The organism is Nocardia beijingensis NBRC 16342, from assembly GCF_001612785.1.
Lineage (GTDB): Bacteria > Actinomycetota > Actinomycetes > Mycobacteriales > Mycobacteriaceae > Nocardia > Nocardia beijingensis.
On record NZ_BDBC01000017.1, the window covers coordinates 15,699 to 41,137 of the forward strand.

The window sequence follows — 25,439 nt, forward strand, 5'->3', positions numbered from 1 at the left end:
AAAGGCGCGCACCCGGGCGGGTGCGCGCCTTTCGTCTTCAGGATCAGAGCAAAGTCTTGATGTCCGCCGCGGCCTCGGGGCCGTAGGCCTGAGTGAGGCGCTCGAGCGCGGCCTCCTTGTTCAGCGTCCACTCCTGCGTGCCCATGGTCTCCAGCACGAGCACGGCGATCAGCGAGCCCAGCTGCGCGGAACGCTCCAGGCTCAGCCCGGCGGTGTGCGCGGTGAGGAAGCCGGCGCGGAACGCGTCACCGACGCCGGTCGGCTCCACCTTCTCGACCTCGGGCACGACGCCGACGGTCACCTCGGTGCCGTCGCGGTCGACGATCCGCACGCCTTCCGCGCCCAAAGTGGTGACGCGGACGCCGACCTTCTGGGCGACCTCTTCCTCGCTCAGGCCGGTCTTCTGCAGCAGCAGCGCCCACTCGTACTTGTTCGTGAACAGGTACGCGGCGCCGTCGATCAGCTGCACGGACTGGTCACCGTCCAGGCGGGCCAGCTGCTGCGACGGGTCGGCGGCGAACGGGATGCCGAGCTCACGGCATTCGGCGGTGTGCCGCAGCATCGCCTCCGGGTCGTTGGCGCCGATCAGGACGAGGTCGAGCTCCCTGGACTCGGACAGCTCGGCGATGGAGATGTCGCGCGCCTCGCTCATCGCACCGGGGTAGAACGACGCGATCTGGGCCATGTCGTCGTCGGTGGTGCAGACGAAACGCGCGGTGTGCGCGCGATCGGACACCAGCACGGTAGAGGTGTCGACCCCGTGCTTCTCCAGCCAGGCGCGGTACTCGCCGAAATCGGCGCCGACGGCGCCGACCAGCAGGGGCGTGCGATTGAGCAGGCCCATGGCGTAGGCGATGTTGCCGCCGACGCCGCCGCGCCGGATCTGCAGATCATCGACGAGGAAGCTCAGCGACACGTGGTCGAGCTGATCGGCCAGCAGTACGTCGGCGAACCGTCCGGGAAAACGCATGAGGTGGTCGGTCGCAATGGACGCGGAAACGGCGATGGACACGTGGCTGAGCCCCTTCAACGGTAGGCGGCAGGCGGTGCAGACCGGGACGCGAGTCCCGATCTCACCGTAGCTGATGCCGCCTGTCCGGGTCTTCAGGCCGTACTAGTTGAGCGGCACCGGATTTGCGTTCAGGTCCTGTGTGCGTGCCGCTCGGGTCCTGGGCGTTCCCGACGAGTTACCGATGTCCGCACAAGATCGGTTGTTCCGATCGAACGCGGCCGATCCACGCGACCGCGCCGGGATCACTGCCTCAGTTGAAGGAGTCGCCGCAGGCGCAGGAGCCGGTGGCGTTCGGGTTGTCGATGGTGAAGCCCTGCTTCTCGATGGTGTCGACGAAGTCGATCGAGGCGCCCTGCACGTACGGCGCGCTCATCCGGTCGACAGCCAGCGTGACCCCGCCGAAGTCGACGGTCAGGTCGCCGTCGAGCGAGCGGTCGTCGAAGAACAGCTGGTAACGCAGGCCGGCACAACCACCCGGCTGCACCGCGATCCGCAGCGCCAGGTCGTCGCGACCCTCCTGGTCCAGCAGGGCCTTCGCCTTCGCGGCGGCGGCGTCGGTCAGAGTCACACCGTGGGTGGCGGTCTCGTTCTGCACAGTCATGAACTCTCCTCGAGGAACCTGTGGTCAACCCGTGAACAGCGCACGGGTCGTGTCGGTCAACACCACTCGGCAGGCTGCTATTCCTCCATCTTGCCACCACCCCCGCCGCGGTGGCGCGCAACCTCCGTGACCCCGCACACTCCCGGCGAATCGGACCGCATTTCTCGCCGCGCTACCCATCGAATAGCCTGGTCGATGTGAAATTGTTCCGTCGCGGCGAGTCCAGCACCACCGACGCGACCGCCGAATCGACGGTGGTCACGGACGGTGACTCGGCCGCGGGCACCACCCGCGCGGCGGCAACCGCCACCGCGGGCAAGGGCCGTCCCACCCCGAAACGCCGTGACGCGCAAGGCAAGCGCCGCGGCCCGATAGCACCCGCTCCGCTCACCGCCAAGGAGGCCCGCGCCCGGCGCAAGGCCGCGCGAGGCACCAGAGAGGACCGCAAGGCCGCTGCCGCGAAACGGCGCGAGGCCGCCGCGGACCGGCGCGAGCGCATGCTCGCGGGCGAGGACAAATACTTGCCGCCCCGCGACCAGGGCCCGGTCCGGGCCTTCGTCCGCGACATCGTCGACGCCCGGCGCAACCTGGTCGGCCTGTTCATGCCGATGGCGCTGGTGCTGATCTTCTCGATGTTCCTCGCCCCCGCGCTGCAGACCGTCGTCACGTTGGCCATGCTGGTGATGATGCTGTTCATGGGCATCGAGGGCGTCCTGCTCGGCCGGGTGGTGAACAACCGGGTGAGGGAGCGTTTCCCCGAGACCACCGACGGCGGATACCGCCTCGGCTGGTACGCCTTCGTCCGCGCATCGCAGATCCGCAAGATGCGCGCCCCGAAACCACGAGTCGGCCCGGGCGACGCTGTGTGATTTTGGCCGCGACTTCGTCGCGGCGTGTTCGCGGCCCCTTTGTGGCTCGCGTGTGCGCGACCGCCGCTTGCTCCTTCGTCGCGGACGCGGCGGCCGCGCACACGCGAGCCGGGCCGCGAACGGAACAGGCTCGGTCTCGCTTCGCTCGAAACCTGTGGTTGCGGTGTGCTGGGCGCGTCGGTAGCGGAATCCGCTGCCCGGTGCACGCGGTCCGGAAATGGCTGGTCGACAAGCCGCCCGAGTCAGGTCGCGACGGTTGCCGCAGGGAGCACTGGTCGGCAAAAACTGTTGTTTGCTCCGTCGCGTATGCGGCGGTCAGCCGACGGGGAGCCGGGACGCGAACGGCAGATTCTCGTTTCCGGCGCGTGACGCGACCGGAGAGATCCGGCTGGTCAGCGGTGGTGGGTGTTGCGGCCGAGCATGGCGGTCAATTCGGAGTGCAGCCGTTGCGCGTCGCGGTCGATCACCTGGGTGGAGCCCGCGCGGTCGGTGCCGCGGGCGACGAGTGTGGCGAACGCCACGATGACTGCCAAGGTGATGAGGAAAGTAACCATGGCAGTAATTTTGCGGTCAGTGATTTACCGCCGAAAGTGGCGGTACCGACATTGTTCGTAAAAATCCGGCCACTAGACTGACGGCATGCTGTCGAAGGTCGCCGTGGTGCTGTCCGAACGCATGGCCATGTTCGAATTCGGGGTCATCTGTGAGGTTTTCGGCCTCGACCGCACCGCCGACGGGCTGCCCGCCTTCGATTTCCGGGTGTGCGGGGCCGAGCCGGGCGTCCCGCTGCGCTCCACCAGCCCGGGTATCACCGTCACACCGGAGTACGGGCTGGAAGAGCTGGCGGCGGCGGATCTGGTGGCCATCCCGGCGGCCGCAGCCGACCAGGGATTCGATCCGCGGGTCGTCAGCGCCGTCCGCGAGGCGGCGGCAGCCGGGGCGACCGTGCTCACCGTGTGTTCCGGAGTGTTCCTGGCGGGGGCCGCCGGGCTGCTCGACGGCCGCAAATGCACCACGCACTGGAGGCATGTGGAGCAGCTCGCCGCCGAGTATCCCGAGGCGACCGTCGATCCGGATGTGCTGTTCGTCGACGAGGGCGACCTGATCACCAGCGCGGGCACCGCCGCGGGCATCGACGCCTGCCTGCACCTGGTGCGCCGCGAGCTCGGCAGCGGCGTGGCCAACGCGATCGCGCGGCGGATGGTGGTCCCGCCGCAGCGCGACGGCGGGCAGCGCCAGTTCATCGAGCGCCCCGTCGCTGCCTGCACTTCCGACAGTCTCATTCCCACCCTGGAGTGGATGAGCGAGCACCTCGACCTGCCGTACACGGTGGAAGACCTGGCCACGCGCGCCAACATGTCCACCCGGACCTTCGCGCGCCGATTCGCCGCCGAGACCGGAACCACCCCGGTGAAATGGCTCACCAACCAGCGCGTGCTGCTGGCCAAGCAGTTGCTCGAGGAAACCGACCTCGGACTGGAACAGATCGCCGCCCGCTCCGGCTTCGGCTCCGGCGCCCTCCTGCGCCACCACTTCCAGCGCCTCGTCGGCATCGCCCCCACCGAGTACCGCCGCCGCTTCGGGCCCAGCTCGGACGCCTCCGCCTGATCACGGAGCCAGTCAGCCGACCGGCCTCCTGCGCACGTCCGACATGCTTCCCGGTTCAGCGAGCACAGCACGGACACTTCCGCCTGATCACGGATTCGGAACATCCGTCCGACCTCCTGCGCACCTTCGACACCCATCGACACGCCTCGACTCCCGTCCAGCGAGCCCAACGCGAACGCCTCCGCCTGATCACCGCACGCACCCGTCCGACGCCTGTCGGCATCTCAACCCCGCCCACCGGTCTGATCGCTCGCACCATCTTGGGCGGCGGGCATCGGCATGCACCCCGCCCCACCCGGACCCACCCGGTCGGTCCGGCCTACCGTCCCGGACTCACCGCGGCTGGGCCTGCCCCGCCTTCGACGTTCCCGGCCCGCACCGGGCATGCTGCGGGAGCCACACGGCCACCCGCCGCTCGGTTGATACCGTGCACTCGTGTCCGAAACTCCCGCGCCACGCAGCGTCCTCGTTCTGGGTGGCGCGCGGTCGGGGAAGTCCGCGTTCGCGGAGGACCTGGCCGTGCGGGCGGGCGGCCGAGTGCGCTATCTCGCCACCGCCGTGCCCGACCCCGCCGATCATGATTTCGCCGAGCGCATCGCCGCACACCGAGGCCGACGCCCGGCGGGCTGGTCGACGATCGAAAGCGCCGACCCGACAGCGGTTCTCCTCGCAGCCATGCCGAGCCCGCCGCCGGTCACCTTGATCGACGACATGGGCACCTGGCTGACCGCCCGCATCGACGCGCGCGAAGCGTGGGACGCGCCGCGCGGCACGGTCGCTCCCGACACCGACGCGCTGGTCGCCGCCGTCGCCGCCTACACCGGCGACCTCGTGATCGTCAGCCCGGAGGTGGGTATGGGCGTCATCCCGGCCACGCGTTCGGGCCGTCTCTTCCGCGACGAGATCGGCACCCTCAATCAGCGCTTGGCCCAGGTCTGCGACGAGGCTTTCCTGGTCGTCGCGGGCCTTCCCCTCCGTCTCAAGTAGCCGCCGTTCTCGTTGCGAGCAACCGCGCGGAAGGGCAATGGCAAGATTGGGCGGCGTAGTCGGCGGAACCGCCATGACCGAAAGGCTCGATAGTGACGCACGGATTCGGACCGGTAGCGCCTCCGGACACACAGTCTCGTGCGGCGGCCGAGCAGCGGCAAGCGCAGCTGACCAAACCCGCTGGGGCACTGGGCCGATTGGAGCATCTCGGCAACTGGGTGGCGGCCTGCCAGGGCACCTGCCCGCCGAAGCAGTTCGAGCGCGCCAGGGTCGTGGTCTTCGCGGGGGATCACGGCATCGCGCGGCACGGGGTGTCGGCGTATCCGAGCGAGGTCACCGCGCAGATGGTCGCGAACTTCCTCGGTGGCGGCGCCGCGGTGAACGCGCTGGCGGCGGTGGCCGGCGCGACGGTCAGGGTGGCGGACATCTCGGTCGACGCCGACACCGACCCGCAGGTGTCCAAGCACAAGGTGCGCCGCTCCAGCGGGACGATCGATCGCGAGGACGCGCTCACCGCCGAAGAGGTCCAGGCGGCGATCGAGGCGGGCCGCGCCATCGCCGACGAGGAGATCGACGCGGGCGCGGATCTGCTGATCGCCGGTGACATGGGCATCGGCAACACCACACCGGCCACCGTGCTCATCGCCAGCCTGACCAATACCGAACCCGTCGCCGCCGTGGGGCGCGGCACCGGCATCGACGATGCCGGTTGGATCCGCAAGGTCGCCGCGATCCGCGATGCGATGCGGCGCGCGCGCCCGGTGGTGAAGGACCCGGTGGAACTGCTTCGCGTGGCCGGGGGCGCCGATTTCGCCGCGATGGCCGCGTTCCTCGCCCAGGCCGCCACCCGGCGCACGCCCGTCGTCCTGGACGGCGTGGTCGTGACGGCGGCGGCGATGGTCGCCGAGGATCTCGCCGCGGGCGCGAGCGCCTGGTGGCTGGCCGGTCACCGTTCCACCGAACCGGCGCACGACCTCGCGCTGCGGCACCTGCGCCTCGACCCGCTGCTCGACCTGACCATGCGCCTCGGCGAGGGCTCCGGCGCGCTGACCGCCCTTCCGATCCTCCGCTCGGCGGTGGCCGCTCTCGCGGAAATGTCCACCTTCGCCGAAGCGGGCGTCAGCACCGCCGACGACGAACCGGCGAGCGCCCCGCCGAACCTGCGCAAGTGAAGTCCCCCGGCTTTGGCCTCACCTCTTCACCTCCGTCGACGGCGAGAGGGGCGAAGCCGCCTCGGGGAGATTCCAGCCCCGCTGGCAGCGTGCCCACCGGGGACGAGCTCCGTCGGGGCAGCCCGTTCCGACCGACTCGACACGGCCGCCGTGACGTGCTCCCTGCCGGGCAGTTCCCGGTTTCGAGCCGCGATCCTCAGGCGTCGGCTGAGCGGCGACAGCCGGTTCCCGGCGCAGCACAGCCCATCCCGCGGGGGCCTGCGTGAACGGGGCCCGGCTGGCGATTTCCTGGCTCACGGTGCTTCCGGTGCGCGGGCCGGATGCCGTCGACCGCGCCGCGGCGGGCCGCGCGATCCTGTTGGCTCCGCTGGTCGGCGCGCTGCTCGGAACCGGGGCGTCCGGCCTGCTCTGGGCGCTGACCCGGGCGGGAGCGAGCGCCGCGCTGGCCGGGTTGCTGGTGGTCGGCACGCTGGCGTTGCTCACCAGGGGCATGCACCTCGACGGCCTGGCCGACACCTTGGACGGTCTCGGCAGCTACGGGCCGCCGGAGCGGGCCAGACAGATCATGAAGAGCGGCGGGGCCGGACCGTTCGGCGTCGCCGGGCTCGCGTTCGCGATCGGCATACAGGCGTTCTCGTTCGCGTCCCTGGCCGACTCCGGCCGATGGTTCGCCGTCGCCCTCGCCGTGGCCACCGGCCGCGTAGCGGTGATCCTCGCCTGCCGTGGCGTGCCGGCCGCGCCGGGCACCGGGTTCGGCATCCTGGTCGCGGGCACGCAGTCGGCCACCGCCGCGGCCTTGTGGTCGGTGACCACGGTGGGCCTCGCCGTGTTCGCCGTCCCCCACTCTCCGTGGCTCGGCCCGCTGGCCGTCATCCTCGGACTGACCGCATCGACGATCCTGGTCCGGCACTGCGCGCGCCGCTTCGGTGGACTCTCGGGTGACGTCCTCGGCGCCGCGGTCGAGACCACCGTGGCACTCACCGCAGCCGTCCTGTCACTCACCGTCCAGCCCGTCTGACCGTCCCCCAGACGCCGGATCGAACGTTGTCCAGGGCGATTCAGCGGCGAGAGTCTGAGTCACTGGAATTTTTCCGGCCGTGGTGCGCGGATCGTCTGGGTCGGGCAATAAGGTGGGCGGTATGTCTTCTGAGCGCCTGTATTTTCGCCAGCTGTTGTCGGGACGCGACTACGCCGTGGGCGATCCGATCGCGACGCAGATGCGCAACTTCGCGTATCTGATCGGCGATCGGGAAACAGGCGAGTGCGTGGTGATCGATCCGGCCTACGCCGCGGGTGACCTGGTCGACATCGCCGAGGGCGACGGTCTGCGCTTGATCGGGGTGCTCGCCACCCACCACCACCCCGATCACGTGGGCGGCACGATGCTCGGCTTCACCCTGCGCGGGGTGCGCGAGCTGCTCGAAAAGACAACCGTCCCAGTGCATGTCAACGCCAAAGAGCTGCCGTGGGTGGCCAATGTCACCGGGATCGCCGAGAGCGAGCTCACCGGCCACGAGCACGGCGACAAGGTCACCGTCGGAGCCTTCGACATCGAATTACTACACACGCCCGGCCACACCCCGGGCAGCCAATGCTTCCTGTTCGACAACCGTCTCATCGCGGGCGACACCCTCTTCGTCGACGGATGCGGCCGCACCGACTTCCCCGGCGGCGATTCGGACGAGATGTTCCGCAGCCTGCGCTACCTGGCCGGACTCGCGGGCGACCCGGTCGTCTACCCGGGCCACTGGTACTCGCAGGAACCCAGCGCGGCACTGTCCACTGTCCGGGACAAAAACTACGTCATGCGTCCGCAGACGCTGGAGCAGTGGCACATGCTGATGCCGGGCTGAGTCACATCCGCCGCATCCACCCGTGCTTGTCGGCGAAGGTGCCGCGCTGGATGCCGGTGAGGGTGTCGCGCAGTGCCATGGTGACCGCGCCGGGCTCGCCTCCGCCAATGGTGAATTCGCCCTCGCCGGAACGGACCCAGCCGACCGGCGTGATCACCGCAGCGGTTCCGCAGGCGAAAACCTCGGTGATCTCGCCGGATTCGGCGCCCTTGCGCCATTCCTCGACCGAGATCTTGCGTTCCTCGACCGGGAAGCCGGAATCCGCGGCGAGGGTGAGCAGCGAGTCACGCGTGATGCCGGGCAGCAGCGAACCGGACAGTTCCGGCGTGACCAGCCGTGCGTCGGAGCCGGAACCGAAGACGAAGAACAGGTTGTTGGTGCCCATCTCCTCGACGTAGCGGCGCTCGCACGCGTCCAGCCACACCACCTGGTCGCATCCCTTGGCCGAAGCCTCCGCCTGCGCCAGCAGCGAAGCCGCGTAGTTACCCGCGACCTTCGCCTCACCGGTGCCGCCCGGCGCGGCGCGCACGTATTCGGTGGACAGCCACACCCGCACCGGCTTCACGCCACGCGGGAAGTACGCTCCCGCCGGGGAGCCGAGCAGCAGGTACTTGTACGCCGCGGCGGGCTTCACGCCCAGCCCGGCCTCGGTGGCGAACATGAACGGCCGCAGGTACAGCGATTCCTCGCCGCCCGCCGCGGGCACCCAGTCGCGGTCCACTTCGAGCAACTGGCGCACCGACTCGATGAACAGCTCGTCGGGCAGCTCCGCCATCGCCATCCGGCGAGCCGACCGGCGGAAACGCGCGGCGTTGGCGTCGATGCGGAAACAGGAGACGCTGCCGTCGCTGTGCCGGTAGGCCTTCAGTCCTTCGAAGATGGCCTGGCCGTAGTGGAACACCATGGTCGCGGGGTCGAGCGCCAGCGGCCCGTAAGGCTCCACCCGCGCGTTCGTCCACGTGCCGCCGACGTAGTCGATCGAGACCATGTGATCGGTGAAGTACCGCCCGAACCCCGGTTCCGTCAGTACCTCCTGTCTCCGCTGCGCCGGAAGCGGCGCAGGATGCGGAATACGGGTGAACTGTGCGGCAGCGGTCATGCCGACGATCCTATCCGGCCCCGTTGCGGGCATTTCGCCACGGTCCGGCGCAGCCGATGGCCGCCGGGCCTGGACAAAGAGGCTACTTGGTGCTGGTCCGGACGAACGGCGGGCGAACGATCTCGCAGCGCAGGCGACGGCCGCGCACGTCGACCTCGACCTCGGCGCCGGGTTGCAGGTCCGCCGCGGTGTCCAGCAGGGCCAGCGCGATGCCGAGCTTGAGGGTGGGCGAGAAGGTGCCGGAGGTGGTTTCGCCGACCGGCTCGCCGTCGCGCAGCACGGTTTGCCCTTGCCGCAGCACACCGCGGTCGAGTGCCTTCAGTCCCAGCAGGATTCGGCGCGGACCAGCCGACTTCTCCTGTTCCAGCGCGGCCTTGCCCCAGAACCGCGGCTTCTGCCAGCCGACCGCCCACCCGCAGCGCGCCTGCACCGGAGAGATGTCGAGGGAGAGTTCGTGCCCGTGCAGCGGATAGCCCATCTCCGTGCGCAAGGTGTCGCGGGCGCCGAGCCCGGCCACCTGACCGTCGGCGGCGCGCACCTGCTCGACCGCGGCGCGGAACAGCGGTTCGGCGTCGTCCCAGCGAGGCAGCAACTCGTAGCCGTGCTCGCCGGTGTACCCGGTGCGGCAGACCCGGACCGGGCGGCCGTCCCACTCGGCGTCGGCGTAGGCCATGTACTCGAGGTCGGTGGGCAGCCCGAGCGCGCTCAGCACCTCCCCCGAGCGCGGGCCCTGCACGGCGAACACGGCGTAGTCGCGGTGCTGGTCGGTCACCGTGACGCCCTCGGGCGCGGCCGCGCGCAGTTCCGCGACCACCGCCGCGGTGTTCGCGGCGTTCGGCACCAGGAAGATGTCGTCGTCGGCGACGTAGTAGGCGATCAGGTCGTCGATCACTCCCCCGTCCGGGGCACAGCACAGCGTGTACTGCGCCTTGCCCGGCCGGATCCGGCCCAGATCGTTCGTCAGCGCCGAGTTCACGAACGCCACCGCGCCGTGGCCGCGCACCGTCGCCTTGCCGAGGTGGCTGACGTCGAACAGCCCCACCGTCGTGCGCACCGCCTGGTGCTCGGTCACCGTGCCCGCGTAGGACACCGGCATCTCCCAGCCGCCGAACGGCGCGAAGGTCGCCCCCAGCTCGACGTGCACGGCGTGGATGGGTCCTTGCAGGAGGTTCGTCTCGGTCACCAGCCGAGCTTATCCGGGCCCGCGGCGGCCGAGTCCCGCACGCGCTGCGGCCGGAACCACATCGGGATGAGCGTGGGGCCGTTCTCCGGCAAGGTGTGCGTCGTTCCGGTCGGCTCGAATCCGCAGCGGCGGTACAGCCGGGCGGATCGTTCGGTGCTGGCCTCCAGGAACGCCGGGACGCCTGCCTCGGACGCCGCGCGCAATCGATCGGCGAGGATCGCCGCACCGGCTCCCTTACCGCGATGCTCCGGCACCGTGACGATCACTTGCAGGTAGCGGTGCGGGAACTCGCGGGGATGTTCGCGGGCCAGCAGGTCGGTGACGATCACCAGCCGCTGCGCCACGCGCAGATCGGGAGCCTGTTCGAGCATGGTCCGCGCCTCGGCGGCTTCGTCGGCGAATCGTTCCACCGAGGTGATGTGCTGCCAGATCGATATCGACCAGATCTCCGCACCGGCCCCCGCGACCCAGATCTCGTCCTCGCGCAACGCCCGGTCGACCAGGCCGGGCACGAACGCGGTGCGGAAACCCGCGTCCGACTGCCCTTCGAGCACCCACGCCGTCACCACCTCGTCGGCGCTGGCGATGCCGAAGGCCTCGATCAGCGCGTCGCGGTCCGCGACACCGGCCTGGCGAGCGGTGATCTCCATTCCCCGTCCCCTTCCCTCGTGAACACCGTTTTCCGTGCTCGAATCTAGGCAGCTGCGAGCTGTGTCAGTAGCATTTCGTCACACCTGTTCGTGTGTCGAAACGGATCCGGGATGACCTGCGCGACCTGCCGCGACGAACTCCTCCAGCCCAGCCGGGGCCGACGGCGCAAGTACTGCTCGCGCTCCTGCCAGGCCCGCGCCTACCGCGCCCGCCGCGCGGCGGTTCCGGTACGCGGCCCCGCTCGTCCCACGCGGCTGACCACCGTCGGCATCGCCCGCGCGGCGGTGGAGCTGGCCGACCGCGACGGGATCGACGGCCTCACCATGCGCCGCCTGGCCAGTGCGCTCGGCGTCGCCACCGCCACGCTCTACCGTCACTTCCCCGACCGGGAAGCGCTCCTGGCGAGCATGGCGGAGCTGGTGCTCGCCGAGATCCCGCCGCCTGGGCCTGCGTGCACCGGCTGGCGTCACCGCCTGCGCCACGAGGCGCACGAGGAGTGGCGCCTCTACCGCGGGCATCCGTGGATGCTGCCCCTGCTGGCGCGGGTGCGCCCGCCGCTGGGCCCGGCACTGCTGGACGTCCTGGAACGGAACTTCGCCGCCCTCGACCATCCGGGCCTGACCAGGCAGACCGGATTCGCCATCTACCTCGCCTTGTCGGGCCTGGTCCAAGGGCTCGCGCTGCTGTGGAGTTCCGAGCGCGCCGACCGCTTCGGCGATCCGCGCGACGCCGAGACGCCGCCCGAGTTCGCCGAGTTGCTCGACCCGGCGCTGCGCCCGGTCCTGCACCGTTACTTCACCGACCTCGACTCCGGCTTCGCGATGGACTTCGACGACCTGCTGACGAGCGCGGTGGAACTCCTGCTCGACGGCGTCGCGCTGCGCCATCCGGAACGAACCGAATAGCCTGTGCCAATGACCGCTGTTGCAGATCGCTCGCTCGGACCGGAACTGGCACGCACCGAGACCATCGGCGCGGACACCGATGTGCTCGTCATCGGCTTGACCTCCTCGGAGGACGGCCCCGCCATCGTGCCCGAGGACCTGTTCGGCGACGTGCTCACCGCCGACGTGCGCGCGGAACTGCTCGATCAGCTCGGCGCGGTGGGCGCCAAGGGCAAGGCCGAGGAACTCACCCGCATCCCGGCGCCGGCCGGGCTGGACGGAGTGACCAGCGTCCTGGCCGTCGGGCTCGGCTCCGCCGAGAAGCTCGACGCCGAGCAGATCCGCCGCTCGGCCGGTGTCGCCGCCCGCGCGCTGTCGGGCACCGAACTGGTGGTGACCACGCTGTCCGGACTGGATATCGGCGCCGCCGCCGAGGGCTTCTACCTGGGCGCCTATTCGTTCACGCCGTTCCGCTCGGACAAGTCCGCGCCCAAGCCGGACGAGCAGCCCGTGGCCCGCGTCGAGTTGCTCGTGCCGGAGCCGGGATTCGGCGAGGAAGCCTTGTTCCGCGCGCAGCTCACCGCCGAGGCCGTCGCCACCGCACGGGATTTCGTCAACACCCCGCCCAGCCACCTGTACCCGGCCGAGTTCGCCTCGCGCGCCAAGGAACTCGCCGAGGCCGCGGGCCTCACCGTCGAGGTGCTCGACGAGAAGGCGCTGGAAGCGGGCGGTTACGGTGGCGTGCTCGGCGTCGGCAAGGGTTCCTCGCGCCCGCCGCGGCTGATCCGGATCACCTACGCGGGCGGCCCGAAGAAGGTGGCGCTGGTCGGCAAGGGCATCACCTTCGACACCGGCGGCATCTCCATCAAGCCCGCGCAGAACATGGAGAACATGACCTCCGACATGGCGGGCGCCGCCGCCGTGATCGCCACGACGCTGCTGGCGGCGCGGCTGAGCCTGCCGATCACCGTCACCGCCACGGTGCCGATGGCGGAGAACATGCCGTCGGCGACCGCGCAGCGCCCCGGCGACGTGCTCACCCAGTACGGCGGCACCACCGTCGAGGTGCTCAACACCGACGCCGAGGGCCGGTTGATCCTCGCCGACGCGATCGTGCGCGCGAGCGAGGACGAGCCGGAGTACCTGATCGACGTGGCCACCCTGACCGGCGCGCAGATGGTCGCGCTCGGCACCCGCACGCCCGGCGTGATGGGCACCGAGGAGTTCCGCGACCGGGTGGCCCGCATCTCGCGCGAGGTCGGGGAGAACGGCTGGGCCATGCCGCTTCCCGCCGAACTGCGGGCGGACCTGAACTCCAAGATCGCCGACCTGGCCAATGTCGCGCCGCACCGCTGGGGCGGCATGCTCTCGGCCGGGCTGTTCCTCAAGGAGTTCGTCCCGGAGAACGTGCAGTGGGCCCACCTCGACGTGGCGGGCCCGGCCTACAACACCGGCGGTCCGTTCGGCTACATCGGCAAGGGCGGCACCGGCGTCCCGGTCCGCACGCTGATCGCCGTGCTGCAGGACATCGCCGCGGAGTGAGTGCCACGCGCGTCGTCCGGGGTCGCTCCCGGACGACGCGCCTCGTCCACCGGGCCGCGAGGGCGTACACGTTCCACGCTTTCCGGCCCACCGAAAACCGGCGGGTCCGACCAGCGTTCACGACGCCCCGGGAAGCGGCTCACCACAGCCCTCAGGACCCACCGGGAAATCGGGCGCAACGGACAAACCGACAGCGTCAGAGGTCGTACAGATCGCGCTCCAACTCGCGCTGCCGCTCGATCCGCTTGCGCGCGTCGTAGTCGCGCATCCGCTGAGGATATCCGGTCTTGCCGACGTCGTAGACGGGGATGTGCAAATCCTTGGCAAGCCTTCGCGCCCCGCGCTCGCCGACGATCCGTCGCGTCCATTCACCATCCGCGGCAACAAGGACGACTGTGACATCTGTCACCGTGGTCTTCGGTTCGATGTAGCCCTCGACGCCCACATGCGTGCGCACCCAGTCGGCCAGATAGCGAGCGTCCTGCCCGGACATCGAATCCCCACGTAGAGTGCCGCCACCCCGGGCGACGCCGCCGCGGAAACGATCCAGCAAACCCAACGACGCCGACCTCCTTTCCTGCACCGGAGAATGTTCACCGCCGGTCTTCCCATACTGCCAGCTCCGCACAGTTGGCCGCCCTGTGCTACATGGCTTGCGAACGAGTGCAAGGATGGACCGCGGTACAAGAACCACACGGATCTCCGGTGCCACGCACAATGATCGGTGGCTTCCGGACTCCCGTCGCGACCCGCGGCGGGCGCCCGCAGCGAGATCAACTGTTGTAGAACCCCGTCGAGCAGTCAGAGGAGTCAACGGACATGGCCTTCTCCGTCCAGATGCCCGCTCTTGGTGAGAGCGTCACCGAGGGAACGGTGACCAGGTGGCTGAAGCAGGAAGGAGACACGGTCGAGGTCGACGAGCCGCTGCTCGAAGTCTCCACCGACAAGGTCGACACCGAGATCCCGTCCCCCGCGGCGGGTGTGCTGTCGAAGATCGTCGCAGGCGAAGACGACGTGGTCGAGGTCGGTGGCGAGCTCGGCGTGATCAGCGAGCCCGGTGAGGCGGAGTCCTCCGCTCCCGCGCCCGCTCCGGAAGCCGCGGCGCCCGCGCAGGAGACCCCTGTCCCCGCGGAGGAAGCGCCCGCCGCAGAGCCGCAGGCCGAGCAGGCCGCTCCCGCCGCCGAGGCCGCTCCCGCGTCGTCCGGTGACGGCACGCCGGTGAAGATGCCGGAACTCGGCGAGTCGGTCACCGAGGGCACCGTCACCCGCTGGCTGAAGTCCGTCGGTGACGAGGTCGCCGTCGACGAGCCGCTGCTCGAGGTCTCCACCGACAAGGTCGACACCGAGATCCCCTCCCCCGTCGCGGGCACCCTGCTGGAGATCTCCGCCCAGGAAGACGACGTCGTTCCCGTCGGCGGGCAGCTCGGCGTCATCGGCAGCGGAGCACCTGCGGCCGCCGCCCCGGCTCCCGCGCCCGCCCCGGCCCCAGCGCCCGAGCCCGCTCCGAAGCCCGCCCCGGCACCGAAGCCCGAACCGGCCCCGGCCGCCGCAGCTCCGGCACCGAAGCCCGCGCCCGCTCCGGCTCCCAAGCCCGAACCGGCTCCCGCGCCCGCCGCCACCGCGACCGCCGAATCCTCCAACGGCGCAACCCCGTACGTCACTCCGCTGGTCCGCAAGCTGGCCGAGGAGCACAACGTCGACCTCGCCGCGATCACCGGTTCCGGTGTCGGCGGCCGCATCCGCAAGCAGGACGTGCTCGCCGCCGCCGAGGCCAAGAAGGCGCCTGCTCCGGCCGCCGCCGCGGCTCCCGCTCCGGCCGCGCAGGCGCCCGCGGCGCCCGCCACCGCCCGTTCGCAGCTGGCCCACCTGGTCGGCACGGTGCAGAAGGCCAACCGCATCCGCCAGATCACCGCGACCAAGACCCGTGAGTCGTTGCAGACCACCGCGCAGCTGACCCAGGTGCACGAGGCCGACGTCACCAAGATCGCGGCGCTGCGCAATCAGGCCAAGGCGGCGTTCAAGGAGCGCGAAGGCGTCAACCTGACCTTCCTGCCGTTCTTCGCCAAGGCCGTGGTCGAGGCGCTCGGCGTGCACCCGAACGTCAACGCCAGCTACGACGAGTCCAGCAAGGAGATCACCTACCACGCCTCGGTGCACCTCGGCATCGCCGTCGACACCGAGCAGGGCCTGCTGTCCCCGGTGATCCACAACGCCAGCGACCTGTCGCTGGCCGGGCTCGCGCGCGCCATCGCCGATATCGCCAACCGGGCCCGCAACGGCGGCCTGAAGCCCGACGAGCTGGCCGGCGGCACCTTCACCATCACCAACATCGGCAGCCAGGGCGCGCTGTTCGACACCCCGATCCTGCTTCCGCCGCAGGCGGGCATGCTGGGCACCGGCGCGATCGTCAAGCGTCCGGTCGTGGTGACCGACGAGACCGGCAACGAGTCCATCGGCGTCCGCTCGATGTGCTACCTGCCGCTCACCTACGACCACCGCCTGATCGACGGCGCCGACGCAGGGCGCTTCCTGACCACGATCCGGCACCGGCTCGAGGAAGCGGCGTTCGAGGCCGATCTCGGCCTGTGAGGAAGGTCCCGCGGCACGTATGAAGGTCGTGATCGCCGGCTCGTCCGGGTTGATCGGGACGGCGCTCGTCGCGGCTCTGCGCCGCGACGGGCACGAGGTCGCCAGGCTGGTGCGCAGGAAACCGGCGGGCCAGGACGAATTCGCCTGGAACCCCGCCCGCGCCCAGCTGGACGAGCGGGCACTTCGCGGGGCCGACGCCGTGGTCAATCTGTGCGGGGCCGGTGTCGGGCGACGGCGCTGGAACGGCAGCTTCAAACAGGAGTTGCGCGACAGCAGGATCACACCGACCGACGTGCTGGCCGGGGCCGTGGCCGCCGCGGGCGTGCCCGTGCTGCTCAACGCCAGCGGGGTGCACTACTACGGCGGCGACACCGGCGATCGGGTGGTGGACGAGACCTCCCCGGCCGGTTCGGGATTCCTCGCCACGTTGTGCCGGGACTGGGAGAAGGCGACCGAGCCCGCCGTGGCGGCCGGTGCGCGCACGGTGCTGTTGCGCAGCGCCGTGGTGTTGTCCCGGGCCGGCGGCCTGCTCGGGATGCTGCACCCGCTGTACGCGATCGGCTTGGGCGGGCGACTGGGCAACGGCCGCCAGTACACGCCGTGGATCTCCATGGCCGACGAGATCGGCGCGATCGTCTTCGCGCTCACCCACGACACGGTGTCCGGTCCGATCAACGTGGTCGGCCCCGCCCCGGTCACCAACGCCGAGTTCAGCCGCGCGCTGGGCCGGGCGCTGCATCGCCCCACTCCGCTCGTCGTCCCCGCGTTCGCGCTGCACGCGCTGGTCGGTGAGCTGGCGCGGGAGGCGATCCTGCGCGGCCCGAGAGCGATTCCCACCGCCCTCGAGGAAGCGGGCTACCAGTTCCACCATCCCACCATCGGCGCCGCGCTGGCGGCCACGGTGGGACGACCCGGAGACGCTCGATGACCGACCGAATCGACACCAGGCCCGCCACCGTCATCCGCGACGCCACCACCGACGATCTTCCGGCGATCCTCGACATCCACAACACGAACATCGCCACCTCCACCGCGATCTGGGACACCGAGCGCGTCGGCCTGGACGAGCGCCTCGGCTGGTTCCGCACCCGCACGGGCGCCGGGCTGCCCGTGCTGGCCGCCGAGATCGACGGGCAACTGGCCGGTTACGCGAGCTACGGGCCGTGGCGCGCCAAGTCGGGATACCGCTACACGGTGGAGAACTCCGTGTACGTCGACGAACGTTTCCAGCGTCGCGGCATCGCCACCGCCCTGCTCACCGAACTCATCGACCGTGCGCGCCGCGCGGAGAACGTGCACGCCATGATCGCCGCCATCGAATCCTCCAACACCGGTTCGATCCTGCTGCACGAGCGCTTCGGCTTCCGCACCGTCGGCGTGCTGCCCGAGGTGGGCCACAAGTTCGGCCGCTGGATGGATCTGACGCTCATGCAGCTGACCTTGCCGGTCGAGGTCGACTGACCCGCGGCTGCACACCGGGCCTGCCGAATGCGCCAGCAGCGTTGGGCGTGCGTTCGTTGAATCCACGCCGGGCACCGAGCCATTCGGCGCCGCTGCGAGCGCGCGGGGTATTGCACTCGCCCACCGGGCAGGTGTCAGTGACGAAATGTGTTTCCGCCAGTTCGTCGCGGCGAGCTCGGGCACCACCACAGTCGGCCGTGCACTGGACCACCCGGTGCGCCCGCGCTGACCACGCGCGGTCGGCGCAGTAATCTGCCGCCGACCACAACGACCCCACCGAGCTGCCGCCGATGGCCGGTCACGGCGTAGCCGAGGGTTTCGCGGATGCGGCCGCCGCTGAGTCCTCGCGACACCCGGCCGCAAGCGACTCCGCCCGCCGCACGGCCGCTCGCCTACCTGGGACGCGGGCCGTCATCGCCTGCTCGAGGCGCAGGCCGGTAGCGACCGCGAGCCTCGTTCACGTCAGCAACCTTGTCAGCTCTCCCCCGGCAACCCCGATTCAGCTGTGGGGGCTCTCACCTCCCGGTGCTGGAAACGGCTGACCCCCTGGGCGTACCGTCATCGCTGTGACCAAGCCGCGCACCACCGTGTCCGCCCGCTTCGATACGACCCCGATCGTGGTCGACGACCTCGGGCTGATCGACTACCACGCCGCCTGGGACCTGCAACGCGACATCGCCGAGCAGCGCGCCGACGGCACCGGATCCGATCATCTCCTGCTGCTCGAGCACCCCTCCGTGTACACCGCGGGCCGCCGCACCGAGACCGACGATCTGCCGATCGACGGCAGCCCGGTGGTGCAGGTCGATCGCGGCGGCAAGATCACCTGGCACGGTCCCGGCCAACTGGTCGGCTATCCCATCGTGCGGCTCGCCGAGCCGGTCGACGTCGTCGGCTATGTGCGCCGCCTCGAGCAGGCGTTGATCACGGTGTGCACCGGCCTCGGCCTGGTCTGCGGCCGCGTCGAGGGCCGTTCCGGCGTCTGGCTGCCCGCCACCGAGTGGCACGCCGAACGCAAGATCGCCGCGATCGGCGTGCGCGTGCAGCGCGGCGTGGCCCTGCACGGCGTCTCGTTGAACTGCAACGCCGCCCTCGACGGGTTCCAGGCCATCGTCCCGTGCGGCATCCGCGACGCGGGCGTCACCACGCTGACCCGCGAACTCGGCCGCGAAGTCACCGTCGCCGAGATCAAGCCGCTGGTGGCCGACGCGGTCATCCGCGCGCTGGACGGCGACCTGCCGGTCACCGACCACGACATAACCCGCGTCACCCCTGGTGACACCACCCCGCGGTCCGCGATCACGACGGCGTAAGGTCGATCAAGTGACCTCAGTCGACACCCCGACACCACACGGCGCGGCCGCACCCAACGGCCGCAAGCTCCTGCGCATCGAAGCCCGCAACGCGGAAACCCCGATCGAGCGCAAACCCAAGTGGATCCGCACCCGCGCCACCATGGGCCCCGAGTACTCCGAACTCAAGGGCTTGGTGAAGCGCGAAGGCCTGCACACCGTCTGTGAGGAAGCGGGCTGCCCCAACATCTTCGAATGCTGGGAGGACCGCGAGGCCACCTTCTTGATCGGCGGCGAACAGTGCACCCGCCGCTGCGATTTCTGCCAGATCGACACCGGCAAGCCCGCCGCCCTCGACCGCGACGAACCCCGCCGCGTCGCCGAAAGCGTCCAGGCCATGGGCCTGCGCTACTCCACCATCACCGGCGTCGCCCGCGACGACCTGGAAGACGGCGGCGCGTGGCTCTACGCCGAAACCGTCCGCGCCATCAAGCGTTTGAACCCGCACACCGGCGTGGAACTGTTGATCCCCGACTTCAACGCGAACCCCGACCAGCTCGCCGAGGTCTTCTCCGCGCGCCCGGAAGTGCTGGCGCACAACCTCGAGACGGTCCCCCGCATCTTCAAGCGCATCCGCCCGGCCTTCCGCTACGAGCGCTCCCTCGCGGTCCTGACCGCCGCCCGCGAAGCCGGTCTGGTCACCAAGTCGAACCTCATCCTCGGCATGGGCGAAACCCCCGAGGAAGTCACCCAGGCCATGCGCGACCTGCACGAGGCAGGCTGCGACATCCTCACCATCACCCAATACCTGCGCCCCTCCCCCCGCCACCACCCCGTGGACCGCTGGGTGAAGCCGGAGGAGTTCGTCGAGCACTCCAAGACGGCCGAGGAGATCGGCTTCGCAGGAGTCATGGCCGGCCCCCTGGTCCGCTCCTCCTACCGGGCCGGACGGCTCTACGCCCAGGCGATGGCCCACCACGGCCGCGAGATCGCCCCGGAAATGGCGCATCTCGCCGAGGAAGGCACGGCCTCCCAGGAAGCCAGTTCCGTGTTGGCCCGCTTCGGCAGCTGACTTTACCTGCCTGCGCAGAGCAGCACATCGCATCACCCGCCACCCGCTCTGCACTCTGGTAGGGGACTGAAAGTAGAGCAACAACCTTTTTATTATACTTTTCGATATCTCGGATATAGTTACGCCAGGCTTGGTTGACCTTTCGAAGGAGACGCCATGAGCTGGCCACCGCATCACATCGAAAGCCGCGCCTGGCTGCCCCGCCATCGCCAGGGGTCACGCGCCGACCGAACCCTCACCGAAATCGAGGTCTCGATCCCACCCCGGATCGCCGATCTCCCCTACTCGGTGGGGGGTACCGCTGCACGCGCGCACGAGGATGCCGTGATCGCGGTCGTTCGGCTCGAAGCAGGATATGGCCAACATCTGGCGCCGTTGGCGGACTTTTTGCTCCGTAGCGAATCCGTGGCGTCTTCAAAAATCGAGCACATCGATGCGGGCTGGCGAGCATTCGGCCGAGCGATCGCCGGCGGAAAGGCGAGCGAGGAGGCGAAGTCACAGCTGGCCGCGGTACGGACGTTGGCCGCACTGGTCACCGCGGCCGGCGACGGTCCGATCACGCTTGCCTCTCTGCTCGAGGCACACCGTCTGCTGATGGCGCCCGATTACTACACCGCACAGGACTCGGGCAGGCTGCGGACGGTGCAGAACTGGATCGGGGGCAGTGACTACACGCCGATCGACGCGCTGTTCGTTCCGCCTCCGCCGGAACTGGTCACGGAACTGATGGACGATTTGCTCACCTTTGTCGGCCGTAGCGATCTGCCGATCCTCGCGCAAGCCGCCATCGCGCACGCCCAGTTCGAATCCATCCATCCGTTCACCGACGGCAACGGGCGGATCGGGCGGGCCCTCATCAGCGCGATCCTCCGTCGTCGCGGGTTGACCCAGCGGGTTACAGTTCCGTTGGCCTCAGCGATGCTCGCCGACACCGGCCGCTACTTCGCTCAGCTGAACGGCTACCGCCAAGGCCGCGTGGACGAGTTCGTCGAGTACGTCTCCACGGCGACGATCCATTCCTGTGAGGCTGCCCAGGAGTCGGCCCGAACACTCGCCGATCTTCCAGCCCGGTGGCGCGCGATCGCCAGACCACGAGCGAACTCCGCCGACGAATCAGTACTGGCTGCGTTGCTCGACACACCGATATTCAACGCAGATACCGCGCAGAAGATGACCGGCACCACCGAAGCCAGCGTCTATCGGGCCCTTAGCAGGTTGACGGAAGCTGGTGTCCTCGAAGTGCTTTCGGAGAACAAACGCAATCGCATCTGGGCGGCAACCGACGTGCTGGCCGAACTCGACGCCCTCTCCGCCGCCATCGGCAAACGAACCACGCGGATGTAGTCGCCGCATCCCACGAGAGGAGCGCTGTCCTCACCCGCATCAGCTCATCAGCTCCTGGCTCCCCGCGACCGGGCGTTGCTTACCGGCGTCGGATCGTGCGGACGGCCCGCCGAACCCGTCGCCTATGAGATCGACCTGCTGAGAGCGCAACTGCTCTTGCGAAAACTGATGCAACTCAACGTCGCTCCTGGTTCCATAGATACGCGGTAGATTGTGCCGAGGTGGGGGTTTTCGTGGCTGAGGATGGATCGCAGGCCGAACTGGTGATCGATGGACCGGTCCGTCCTGCGTCAGTCCTGCGTGGCTCTCCCTCCCGGAGAACAGACTTGATGGAGGCATTCCAGGAGGCTTACGTGCGCGCTGTCGCCGCCGCGGCGGGTTGTGTCGTCGTCGGACGTCCGGAGATAGACGAGGGCGTCGACATCGTTCTGAGCCATACTTCGAATCGGCATCGCGCGGGCAGAGCCCGGCTCGAGATCCAGATGAAGGCGACGGCGACGGCGCTGGCGGCCGACGGCGCGAGCATCAGCGCCCGGATCACCCGGAACCGCTACGACTATTTCAGGACCGATGACCCAGCGGTGGCCAAGATCGTCGTAATCATGCATGTGCCCAAGCTGCAGGACGATTGGGTGTACCTCTCCGAAGACGCCCTCGTGGTCCGGCACCGCGCCTACTGGGTGAGTCTGCGCGGCTTCCCGGCGACCGCATCTGCGGATATCACCGTCTCCGCACCGTGTTCGAATACGTTCGACGATATCGCCCTCTGCACGATAATGAAGAGAGTGGGCAAAGGGGATCGGCCATGAGCTCGGCGGCCGATCGGGCGATGGATGACTACGATCAAGCCACCGTCGCCTACTTGCTGCGCAGATTCGGGTGGCATTTCTCGTATTCGATTCCGGAGTCCTACGAAGTCTGGTCGAATGAGACGGTCCCCGAGCAGGAAATCCTGCTTCCGATCAATGCGACCAAAGGGGACTACGCGCAACTACTGCGGCGTGCATTCAAGACGCTGGTCTATGAGCACGGCGCAGAGGTCGAGCGGACGAGCCGTCTGCTGATGTTCCAGCGACGATCCGACTTGGAATCGACGAAGTGGGCCAAGGAGACCCCGGTCGACGCGGGGATGATCGCTTGGGAGGAGGGCGAGCGTCTGCTCGCGGCGGCGAGGCTGTGTCTGGTGGCCGCCGCGAAGGCGACCAAGGAATCGCGGCGCTACTTCGGGAACACCGCCGCCTACGTCGCCCGCAGATTCCTCGAAAGTACCTTTATGGGACAAACGGAATTGGGCAGCTTCGTGGTCACCGCCTACACCCCGGCCGATCGGTACTTCTACTTCAGCAAAGCCATCGAGGACGCGGCTCCCGGAAAGCTTTTCGAGACCCGAAATCGATGCCGCACAGGGGCCGAGATACTCGACAAGTTCGACGAGATAACGGCCGCTACGCGCTCGGCCTTGGATGAGTACCAAAGCAGGCCACGTGTCGAGATATTCGACGAACTGGTACAGACAGGAATGTCCTATGAGATGTCCAGCGCGCTGTCCTCGCTGTGCATGAACGGAGACGGCGCGGTGACCATCATTCGCAAACCCAACCTCTCCGGGCGCGAATTGCGGTGCGAATACCGCTTCGACGCGGTGGAGTCCCCCATCCTGCGCCGGGTCGCCGACCGGTTCGCCGAGACCCGCGAACCGGAACCAGTGAACTTGACCGGCGAGGTCACCTTGCTCGCCCATGAGTCGGCCACGGAGAGACGCCTGATCCGATTGCATGTCGACAACCGCCCCGATATCCGGATCGTCCGAGTCGAACTGTCCGAGGGACAATACGAACTCGCCCTCGAGGCCCATCGTCAAGACAAACCACTCAAGCTATCCGGCACCGTCCACAGAGTCGGCCGATACCAGTGGCTGACCGATCCCGTCGACGTCGAATTGCTCCCCGACGGCAGCAATGACGACCCGTTATGGGGACAGCATTGATGACGTTGCCGGGAAGCGCGGTCGTTCTGTCGGTGCACGGGCATTTGCTCTGCATGATCCCTGCACGCGGGTGGCAGACTCTCGGACGGAGACAAGCGGTACTTCACTACACCGGCTTGCGCGGCAATGGTGCCGCAGCCTCTTCCCCACCGCCGATAGCACCCAGGCACGCACGCGAGCGCATCTTTTTCCGGAAACTCACCGACGACCCCCGCCGTCTGCGACGCGTCTTCGCACTCCCCATCGGTATCTCATCGATGGCCGCGATACAGCCGGATTCCACCACGCTCCAGTGATCGGATCGAGACATACTCGGTCCCGTTACCGCGTACCTGTTATTTGTGGCGCAAATCACGTTTACCTCCAAAATCGCTGGTCAGCGCCCTGTGCCCACCGCACGGAACAGCACTCCAAGATCAGTGATCACTGCCATTAATTTTCAGTTTGCCCAATGTTCACTGACCGTGATCAAGCTGATATCAGGTCCGGAAGAGACCTGAGAAACCAGCTCCGCAACTCCGACGGCTTGTTTCTCTCCGGGTACGGCAGCGGCACCGTCGGGCACCGCCTCGATCGCGCACGCGTCGCACCGCCAGGGATTCGAACTCTGGCTTTCACAACGAAATCCGAAAACCGCACACGAGCCGAGAAGGCGAACACCGCACTGGTGCCCGCCGTGGATCCCGCGCTGGTTTTTCCGGCCGGATCGCCGCACGAACAAGGAACTGATTTCTCGATGTCTGACGCACGCCTTTTCTTTCTCCGCCGCCCGTCTCTTCGTAAGGGCGCTGCCATCGCCGCCACCGTCGGCGTGATCGCCGTCGGTTTCTCCACCGGTGTCGCGGTGGCCGACGAGCACGCTCCGGCCCCGGCCGCCGCCGCGCCGATCGACCTGCCTGGCTTGCCCGGCCTGCCCGCGCTACCCGAGCTGCCTGCGCTGCCGGGCCTGCCCGCGCCCGAGGGTTTCCTGCCCGCGCCGCCCCCCGTCTACGAGAACAACCTCGACGGCTGGATTCGCCAGTCTCTCGACGTCATGCGGATTCACGGCATTCCGGGAAGCTACGAGGGCATCCACCGCAACATCATGCGCGAATCCGGCGGCAATCCGAAGGCCATCAACCTGTCGGACTCCAACGCCGCCAAAGGAACTCCCTCCAAGGGCCTGCTCCAGGTGATCGACCCGACGTTCAACGCCTACCACGTCGACGGCACCGCCTTCGACATCTGGGACCCGGTCGCCAACATCACCGCCGCCTGCAACTACGCGGCCCACCGGTACGGCTCGATGGACAACGTCAACGGAGCCTACTGAGCCTCGAACCCGGATCCGAGCAAGCGCCTCCTCGTCTCTCGACGCGGAGGCGCTGCCGTTTCCGGACCCGGGTTCGGGCTCAGCCGACTACTTCACGAAGTCGCGCACGCCCTCGAAAACCGTCGACGACGACAACAGCGCGACATGGCCCAGACACGGCGTCTGGGTGTTGGTCGCGCCGCTGAGAACGGTGCTCTGATCGGGGTTGATGATCTCGTCGCACGGTGACCACCAGGTGCCGTAATTCACCCGGCCGGGAGTCTCGTCGGTGCTGTTGAGTTCGGCGAGGAAAGCAGAACCGGGCCGCATCTCGGTGCAGGAGACGTCGAAGCATCCGTTGGCGACGTCGGTGCCGTGGTTGGGACCGGCGATGGAGACCCAGTCGTCGACGACGTTCAGGCCGTCGAGCTTCTTCAGGTACCAGCGACTGTTGAGGCCGCCCATCGAGTGGGAGACGATATCCACCTTGGCGGCGCCGGTTTTCGCGCGCAAGGCATCGGCCTGCGCTTTCACCTCCAGTGCGATGTCCTTGTTGGACTGGGTGGTGTCGTAGCTGAATCGTGCCATCTCTCCCTCGGAGTATCCCGCCTCCAGGAATCGGCCCCACATGTAATTCCAGTCCGCCGCCGATCCTTGCCAGCCATGGACGAAGAGGATCGGATCTCGCGCCGGCGCGGCGGCCGCGTGTGGAGTGGCGATGCCGAGCGAAGCGGCAGCCGTCGCGACCAGGGTGAACAGTGCCGTCCCGATGCGGCGCGTGATCGATGTGATGCCCATGATTGACTCCGATCTGCTCGCTGCACTGCGAGCAGACCGAAGATAGCGTCCAGCGGCTCGTGCGGAGAGTTGTGAGACTTCACTGTTTCAACTTGCCGCCGACTTCTCGGAATCCCGGCGCGCGAGACAATCGCGGGAGAAGCC

At 68.8% G+C, this 25,439-nt stretch carries 25 protein-coding genes; 17 read left to right on the plus strand and 8 right to left on the minus strand.

Annotation, left to right across the window (positions count from 1 at the left end):
* Positions 1-43: 43 nt before the first annotated feature.
* Positions 44-1,012 (minus strand): carbohydrate kinase family protein, encoded by a 969-nt coding sequence (locus NB3_RS11215; RefSeq protein ID WP_067800677.1) that lies wholly within the window; start codon positions 1,010-1,012, stop codon positions 44-46.
* A 250-nt stretch (positions 1,013-1,262) separates the two neighbouring features.
* Positions 1,263-1,613, minus strand: coding sequence for a HesB/IscA family protein (locus NB3_RS11220; protein WP_039797033.1), 351 nt, complete (start codon positions 1,611-1,613; stop codon positions 1,263-1,265).
* 197 nt (positions 1,614-1,810) lie between these two features.
* Here NB3_RS11220 and NB3_RS11225 point away from each other — a divergent pair, with 197 nt between their 5' ends.
* Positions 1,811-2,482 (plus strand): DUF3043 domain-containing protein, encoded by a 672-nt coding sequence (locus tag NB3_RS11225; protein ID WP_067800679.1) that lies wholly within the window; start codon positions 1,811-1,813, stop codon positions 2,480-2,482.
* A gap of 392 nt (positions 2,483-2,874) precedes the next feature.
* Here the strand turns inward: NB3_RS11225 and NB3_RS34965 are convergent, their stop codons facing one another.
* The gene (locus tag NB3_RS34965; RefSeq protein ID WP_157111724.1) at positions 2,875-3,036 is read right to left on the minus strand and encodes a hypothetical protein; all 162 of its coding nucleotides are present in this window, start codon (positions 3,034-3,036) and stop codon (positions 2,875-2,877) included.
* Between the two features lie 85 nt (positions 3,037-3,121).
* On the opposite strand from NB3_RS34965, the gene NB3_RS11230 reads away from it, so the two are divergent.
* The 5 genes from NB3_RS11230 (at position 3,122) to NB3_RS11250 (ending at position 8,102) form a co-directional block, all read left to right on the plus strand.
* On the plus strand, positions 3,122-4,090 hold the full coding sequence (locus tag NB3_RS11230; protein WP_067800682.1) for a helix-turn-helix domain-containing protein: 969 nt from the start codon (positions 3,122-3,124) through the stop codon (positions 4,088-4,090).
* Positions 4,091-4,525: 435 nt separating this feature from the next.
* Positions 4,526-5,077, plus strand: coding sequence for a bifunctional adenosylcobinamide kinase/adenosylcobinamide-phosphate guanylyltransferase (cobU, locus tag NB3_RS11235; protein WP_067800686.1), 552 nt, complete (start codon positions 4,526-4,528; stop codon positions 5,075-5,077).
* A 92-nt stretch (positions 5,078-5,169) separates the two neighbouring features.
* The gene (gene cobT / locus NB3_RS11240; protein ID WP_067800689.1) at positions 5,170-6,249 is read left to right on the plus strand and encodes a nicotinate-nucleotide--dimethylbenzimidazole phosphoribosyltransferase; all 1,080 of its coding nucleotides are present in this window, start codon (positions 5,170-5,172) and stop codon (positions 6,247-6,249) included.
* Positions 6,250-6,511: 262 nt separating this feature from the next.
* Complete coding sequence (locus NB3_RS11245) at positions 6,512-7,267, plus strand: adenosylcobinamide-GDP ribazoletransferase (protein ID WP_067800692.1); 756 nt, start codon at positions 6,512-6,514, stop codon at positions 7,265-7,267.
* A 121-nt stretch (positions 7,268-7,388) separates the two neighbouring features.
* Positions 7,389-8,102, plus strand: coding sequence for an MBL fold metallo-hydrolase (locus tag NB3_RS11250; RefSeq protein ID WP_067800695.1), 714 nt, complete (start codon positions 7,389-7,391; stop codon positions 8,100-8,102).
* A gap of 1 nt (position 8,103) precedes the next feature.
* Here NB3_RS11250 and NB3_RS11255 read toward each other — a convergent pair whose 3' ends face one another.
* The 3 genes from NB3_RS11255 to NB3_RS11265 all read right to left on the minus strand — a co-directional run bounded on the left by NB3_RS11255 (position 8,104) and on the right by NB3_RS11265 (position 11,034).
* Positions 8,104-9,201: a branched-chain amino acid aminotransferase gene (locus NB3_RS11255; RefSeq protein WP_067800698.1), complete on the minus strand. Its 1,098-nt coding sequence runs from the start codon at positions 9,199-9,201 to the stop codon at positions 8,104-8,106.
* A gap of 82 nt (positions 9,202-9,283) precedes the next feature.
* On the minus strand, positions 9,284-10,384 hold the full coding sequence (gene gcvT / locus NB3_RS11260) for a glycine cleavage system aminomethyltransferase GcvT (protein ID WP_067800700.1): 1,101 nt from the start codon (positions 10,382-10,384) through the stop codon (positions 9,284-9,286).
* A complete protein-coding gene (locus NB3_RS11265) occupies positions 10,381-11,034 on the minus strand; it encodes a GNAT family N-acetyltransferase (protein ID WP_067800703.1) in 654 nt (217 codons plus the stop codon). Before NB3_RS11265 ends, gcvT begins: the two co-directional genes overlap by 4 nt.
* A gap of 111 nt (positions 11,035-11,145) precedes the next feature.
* Between NB3_RS11265 and NB3_RS11270 the strand changes: the two genes are divergently transcribed.
* Both NB3_RS11270 and NB3_RS11275 read left to right on the plus strand, forming a co-directional pair.
* A complete protein-coding gene (locus NB3_RS11270; RefSeq protein ID WP_067800706.1) occupies positions 11,146-11,940 on the plus strand; it encodes a TetR/AcrR family transcriptional regulator in 795 nt (264 codons plus the stop codon).
* 9 nt (positions 11,941-11,949) lie between these two features.
* Entirely contained in the window at positions 11,950-13,461 is a 1,512-nt protein-coding gene (locus NB3_RS11275; RefSeq protein ID WP_067800709.1) for a leucyl aminopeptidase, read from the plus strand.
* Between the two features lie 196 nt (positions 13,462-13,657).
* On the opposite strand, the gene NB3_RS11280 is transcribed toward NB3_RS11275, so the two are convergent.
* Positions 13,658-14,020, minus strand: a complete 363-nt coding sequence (locus NB3_RS11280) for an oxidoreductase (RefSeq protein WP_067800712.1) — start codon at positions 14,018-14,020, stop codon at positions 13,658-13,660.
* A 260-nt stretch (positions 14,021-14,280) separates the two neighbouring features.
* Here NB3_RS11280 and sucB point away from each other — a divergent pair, with 260 nt between their 5' ends.
* The 9 genes from sucB (at position 14,281) to NB3_RS11325 (ending at position 24,518) form a co-directional block, all read left to right on the plus strand.
* Positions 14,281-16,050 carry a 2-oxoglutarate dehydrogenase, E2 component, dihydrolipoamide succinyltransferase gene (gene sucB, locus NB3_RS11285; protein ID WP_067800714.1) on the plus strand — a complete coding sequence of 590 codons (1,770 nt, stop codon included), beginning with the start codon at positions 14,281-14,283 and terminating at the stop codon, positions 16,048-16,050.
* Positions 16,051-16,069: 19 nt separating this feature from the next.
* Entirely contained in the window at positions 16,070-16,978 is a 909-nt protein-coding gene (locus tag NB3_RS11290) for a TIGR01777 family oxidoreductase (protein WP_067800718.1), read from the plus strand.
* Entirely contained in the window at positions 16,975-17,511 is a 537-nt protein-coding gene (locus NB3_RS11295; protein ID WP_067800721.1) for a GNAT family N-acetyltransferase, read from the plus strand. The genes NB3_RS11290 and NB3_RS11295 overlap by 4 nt, the downstream gene beginning before the upstream one ends.
* 566 nt (positions 17,512-18,077) lie before the next feature.
* Positions 18,078-18,824 carry a lipoyl(octanoyl) transferase LipB gene (gene lipB, locus NB3_RS11300; RefSeq protein WP_067800725.1) on the plus strand — a complete coding sequence of 249 codons (747 nt, stop codon included), beginning with the start codon at positions 18,078-18,080 and terminating at the stop codon, positions 18,822-18,824.
* 10 nt (positions 18,825-18,834) lie between these two features.
* Positions 18,835-19,875, plus strand: a complete 1,041-nt coding sequence (lipA, locus tag NB3_RS11305) for a lipoyl synthase (RefSeq protein WP_067800728.1) — start codon at positions 18,835-18,837, stop codon at positions 19,873-19,875.
* Positions 19,876-20,031: 156 nt separating this feature from the next.
* The gene (locus tag NB3_RS11310) at positions 20,032-21,219 is read left to right on the plus strand and encodes a Fic family protein (protein WP_067800731.1); all 1,188 of its coding nucleotides are present in this window, start codon (positions 20,032-20,034) and stop codon (positions 21,217-21,219) included.
* 329 nt (positions 21,220-21,548) lie between these two features.
* Positions 21,549-22,028: a DUF4365 domain-containing protein gene (locus NB3_RS11315; protein WP_084486144.1), complete on the plus strand. Its 480-nt coding sequence runs from the start codon at positions 21,549-21,551 to the stop codon at positions 22,026-22,028.
* Positions 22,025-23,206, plus strand: a complete 1,182-nt coding sequence (locus NB3_RS11320; protein ID WP_067800735.1) for a hypothetical protein — start codon at positions 22,025-22,027, stop codon at positions 23,204-23,206. The genes NB3_RS11315 and NB3_RS11320 overlap by 4 nt, the downstream gene beginning before the upstream one ends.
* Positions 23,207-23,942: 736 nt before the next feature.
* Positions 23,943-24,518: a transglycosylase SLT domain-containing protein gene (locus tag NB3_RS11325; protein ID WP_067801322.1), complete on the plus strand. Its 576-nt coding sequence runs from the start codon at positions 23,943-23,945 to the stop codon at positions 24,516-24,518.
* An 87-nt stretch (positions 24,519-24,605) separates the two neighbouring features.
* Here the strand turns inward: NB3_RS11325 and NB3_RS11330 are convergent, their stop codons facing one another.
* Positions 24,606-25,295 (minus strand): esterase/lipase family protein, encoded by a 690-nt coding sequence (locus NB3_RS11330; RefSeq protein ID WP_067800738.1) that lies wholly within the window; start codon positions 25,293-25,295, stop codon positions 24,606-24,608.
* Positions 25,296-25,439 lie beyond the last annotated feature (144 nt).